We start from the raw sequence: 4,427 nt of genomic DNA, 5'->3' as shown, positions 1-4,427 counted from the left end.
AAACCTCGCGGGTGAATCCACGCGAGGTTTAAAAGTGCAAAAATTATTCTACAATCTGTGTTAGATCATGTTACCGGTAAAATAACACCTAATGGCTAGATGATCTTTTACTCGAATTCGTTCCAGGAACGACCGTCACGGGTAATCATGGCCACAGACGCAACCGGTCCCCAGGTTCCTGCCTGATAAGGCTTCGGCGACTCGTTATCCATCGCCCAGGCTTCAGTAATTGAATCCACCCACTTCCAGGCCTCTTCGACTTCATCGCGACGCACAAACAGAGCCTGAATACCGCGCATGGTTTCCAACAGCAGGCGCTCATAGGCGTCGGCCAGGTGCGTTTGGTTGAAGGTTTCTGAGTAGCTCAGATCCAGCTTAGTGATCTGCAGATTATGTTTGTGGTCCAGACCCGGCACTTTGTTCAGTACCTGGATATCAACCCCTTCATCAGGCTGCAAACGAATAGTCAACTTGTTCTGCGGCAGATCCTGCCAGGATTCTTTAAACAGATTCAGCTCAGGTGTTTTGAAGTAAACCACCACTTCAGAGCACTTGGTTGGTAAACGTTTACCGGTACGCAGGTAGAACGGTACACCCGTCCAACGCCAGTTATCGATATCGACGCGGATCGCCACAAACGTTTCCGTATTGCTGCTCTTATTCGCGCCCTCTTCTTCCAGGTAACCCGGTACCTTTTTACCCTGGGCAAAACCAGTGGTGTACTGGCCGCGAACCGTTTTTTCACGCACGTTCGAGCGATCGATGCGACGCAGCGATTTCAGGACCTTCACTTTCTCATCGCGAATGCTGTCGGCGCTCAGATCAGCCGGAGGGGACATTGCGATCATGCAGAGGATTTGCAGCAAGTGGTTCTGGATCATATCGCGCATTTGACCGGCCTGGTCAAAATAGCCCCAGCGGCCTTCAATACCGACCTCTTCAGCCACGGTAATTTCTACGTGATCGATAGTGCGGTTATCCCAGTTGTTCACAAACAGGGAGTTGGCAAAACGCAGTGCCAACAGGTTCAGGACCGTCTCTTTCCCGAGATAGTGGTCAATACGATAAACCTGGCACTCTTCGAAGTACTCGCCAACCTGATCGTTGATTTCACGGGATGTCGCCAGAGACGTGCCCAGCGGTTTTTCCATCACCACGCGAGCGGGTTTAGCATTCAGCTTTGCTTCACCCAAGCCTTTGCAGATCGCGCCAAAGGTGCTTGGCGGCATAGCGAAATAGTTAATCGTGGTACGTGATTTTTGATCCAGCATCTCGCCCAGACGGCTAAATGCGGCGGTGTCATTGACGTCCAGGTTACAAAACTCCAGACGGCCACTGAGAGTTTCCCATAAACTTTCATCAATTTTTTCTTTCATGAAAGTTTCGAGCGCTTCGCGTACAACCTTGGTATAGGCAGCTTTGTCCCAATCAGCACGCCCAACCCCAATGATACGGGTTTCCGGGTTAATCTGACCGGCCTTTTCCAGTTGATACAGGGAAGGCAGCAATTTCCGTCGCGCCAGGTCACCCTTCGCACCGAAAATGACCAGGTCACATGCCTGGGCTGTTTGCGTTACCGCCATGTCATTCTCCTCAATTAAGTGCCTGGTGCTTTTGCCAGACACTGGTTGTAATTTTATTACAGTGCACTGTACTGCTTTTACGTGAATCCGGAAACCGTAAACGCTTATCCAGCCGTGCTGTTACCGCGAACAGCCGCTTTATTGGCGTATAACCCATCAAAATGGATAAAAAAGTCGTATTTTTCGTACCCATGACGAAGTATGAAAATCCGACTCCGATCATGTAATGAAAAAAAACAACAACTATTCTGTCCATTTTGCCCCGTTGCTGCATTAGCAGGGGTAATATCTATACACTAAATTGTGTATCGGTTTCCCCGTATCGCTGAAATCGTTTTTGCCCATGACCCATGAGTCTACCTACATCATGAATATGCTGGAAAAAATCCAGTTAAAACTGGAACATTTGAGCAAGTCAGAGCGTAAAGTCGCCGACATTATTCTTGCCTCTCCCGAGCGGGCAATCCATTCAAGTATCGCCGCACTTGCTGTAGAAGCGAATGTCAGCGAGCCAACGGTGAACCGTTTCTGTCGCAGCATGGACACCCGCGGCTTTCCTGATTTTAAACTGCATCTGGCGCAAAGTCTGGCAAATGGTACCCCTTATGTTAATCGCAATGTAGATGAGGATGACAGCGTTGAATCTTACACGGGGAAAATCTTCGAGTCAGCGATGGCAAGCCTCGACCACGTTCGCCAGTCGCTGGATAACGCGGCGGTAAACCGGGCAGTAGATTTATTAACCCAGGCGAAGAAAATTGCCTTCTTTGGTTTAGGTTCTTCCGCCGCGGTAGCACATGACGCGATGAATAAATTTTTCCGCTTTAACGTTCCGGTTATCTATTCCGACGACATCGTACTGCAACGCATGAGCTGTATGAATTGTAGTGATGACGATGTCATTGTGCTCATTTCACACACCGGAAGAACCAAAAGTCTGGTTGAACTGGCGCAGTTAGCGCGGGAAAACGATGCCATGGTGATTGCCCTGACATCTCCTGGTACTCCGCTGGCACGTGAAGCAACGCTGGCAATTACCCTCGATGTACCGGAAGATACTGACATTTATATGCCTATGGTCTCTCGACTTGCTCAACTTACCGTGATAGATGTGCTGGCTACGGGATTTACTTTGCGCCGTGGGGCAAAATTTAGAGATAACTTGAAGCGTGTCAAGGAAGCGCTCAAGGAATCGCGTTTTGATAAAGAATTACTCATCAAGAGTGATGACCGCTAAAAGCAATAACAATGTTCTACCCTTTTATCATCCGGGTCGTTCATTTTACCGTTTATGTTCGAGAACGGCCGGATTAATGTTCACGCAACACCAAGTTGTTTCAGTCAACGGAGTATTACATGTCCAGAAGGCTTCGCAGAACCAAAATCGTTACCACCTTAGGCCCGGCAACTGACCGCGATAACAACCTTGAAAAAATTATCGCCGCTGGGGCGAACGTTGTACGTATGAACTTTTCGCACGGCTCTCCAGAAGATCACAAATTGCGGGCGGATAAAGTCCGTGAGATTGCCGCCAAACTGGGACGTCATGTAGCTATTTTGGGTGACCTGCAGGGACCTAAAATCCGCGTATCGACCTTTAAAGAAGGTAAAGTATTTCTCAATGTTGGCGACAAATTCCTGTTAGACGCCAACCTCGGTAAAGGTGAAGGCGACAAAGAAAAAGTCGGCATCGATTACAAAGGCCTGCCTGCTGACGTTGTGCCGGGCGATATCCTGCTGCTGGATGATGGTCGCGTACAGCTCAAAGTGCTGGAAGTTCAGGGTATGAAAGTCTTCACCGAAGTCACTGTCGGTGGCCCGCTCTCCAACAACAAAGGCATCAACAAACTTGGCGGTGGCCTTTCTGCTGAAGCTCTGACGGAAAAAGACAAAGCAGACATCATTACTGCAGCGCAAATCAGCGTTGACTATCTGGCGGTTTCTTTCCCTCGCTGTGGCGAAGATCTGAATTATGCCCGCCGCCTGGCGCGCGACGCTGGCTGCGATGCGAAAATTGTTGCCAAGGTAGAGCGTGCTGAAGCCGTCTGCGACCAGAATGCGATGGATGACATCATCCTTGCCTCTGACGTGGTAATGGTTGCGCGTGGTGACCTGGGCGTGGAAATCGGTGACCCGGAGCTGGTTGGTATTCAGAAAGCGTTGATCCGTCGCGCACGTCAGCTGAACCGTGCGGTTATTACCGCAACGCAGATGATGGAATCAATGATCACTAACCCAATGCCGACGCGTGCGGAAGTCATGGACGTGGCAAACGCCGTGCTGGATGGGACTGATGCCGTCATGCTGTCTGCCGAAACTGCGGCAGGCCAGTACCCGGCGGAAACCGTCGCAGCTATGGCTCGCGTATGTCTGGGTGCAGAGAAAATCCCGAGCATCAACGTTTCTAAACACCGTCTGGACGTACAGTTTGATAATGTCGAAGAAGCTATCGCCATGTCAGCGATGTATGCCGCGAACCATCTGAAAGGCGTTACCGCTATCATCGCCATGACCGAGTCCGGTCGTACTGCGCTGATGACATCACGCATCAGTTCTGGCCTGCCAATTTTCGCGATGTCTCGTCATGAGCGTACGCTGAATCTGACCTCTCTGTATCGTGGCGTTACGCCGGTCCACTTTGACAGCGAAACTGACGGTGTAGTAGCTGCCAACGAAGCGGTCAATCTGCTGCGCGACAAAGGCTACCTGGTGTCAGGCGATCTGGTGATTGTGACCCAGGGTGATGTCATGAGCACCATCGGCTCCACCAACACCACACGTATTCTGACTGTAGAATAACGACGCTGCTGACTGCCTGATATTACTCACTTATCAGGCGCACAG

At 50.3% G+C, this 4,427-nt stretch carries 3 protein-coding genes; 2 read left to right on the top strand and 1 reads right to left on the bottom strand.

Annotation, left to right across the window (positions count from 1 at the left end; genetic code table 11):
* Positions 1 to 107: 107 nt before the first annotated feature.
* Positions 108 to 1,583: a glucose-6-phosphate dehydrogenase gene (zwf, locus tag FDX03_RS10875; RefSeq protein WP_061068076.1), complete on the bottom strand. Its 1,476-nt coding sequence runs from the start codon at positions 1,581 to 1,583 to the stop codon at positions 108 to 110.
* Positions 1,584 to 1,950: 367 nt separating this feature from the next.
* On the opposite strand from zwf, the gene FDX03_RS10870 reads away from it, so the two are divergent.
* A complete protein-coding gene (locus tag FDX03_RS10870) occupies positions 1,951 to 2,820 on the top strand; it encodes a MurR/RpiR family transcriptional regulator (protein ID WP_003034893.1) in 870 nt (289 codons plus the stop codon).
* A gap of 119 nt (positions 2,821 to 2,939) precedes the next feature.
* Complete coding sequence (gene pyk, locus FDX03_RS10865) at positions 2,940 to 4,382, top strand: pyruvate kinase (RefSeq protein WP_003034890.1); 1,443 nt, start codon at positions 2,940 to 2,942, stop codon at positions 4,380 to 4,382.
* The last annotated feature ends 45 nt before the right edge of the window (positions 4,383 to 4,427 follow it).

Source organism: Citrobacter sp. wls827 (assembly GCF_005280875.1).
In the GTDB taxonomy this organism is placed as follows: Bacteria; Pseudomonadota; Gammaproteobacteria; order Enterobacterales; family Enterobacteriaceae; genus Citrobacter; species Citrobacter youngae.
This window is presented reverse-complemented; position numbering and strand designations above follow the sequence as displayed.

Excerpts from the sequence above, each read along its gene's own strand:
- zwf (WP_061068076.1), bottom strand. The coding sequence starts at position 1,583 with ATGGCGGTAACGCAAACAGCCCAGGCATGTGACCTGGTCATTTTCGGT.
- FDX03_RS10870 (WP_003034893.1), top strand. The coding sequence starts at position 1,951 with ATGAATATGCTGGAAAAAATCCAGTTAAAACTGGAACATTTGAGCAAG.
- pyk (WP_003034890.1), top strand. The coding sequence starts at position 2,940 with ATGTCCAGAAGGCTTCGCAGAACCAAAATCGTTACCACCTTAGGCCCG.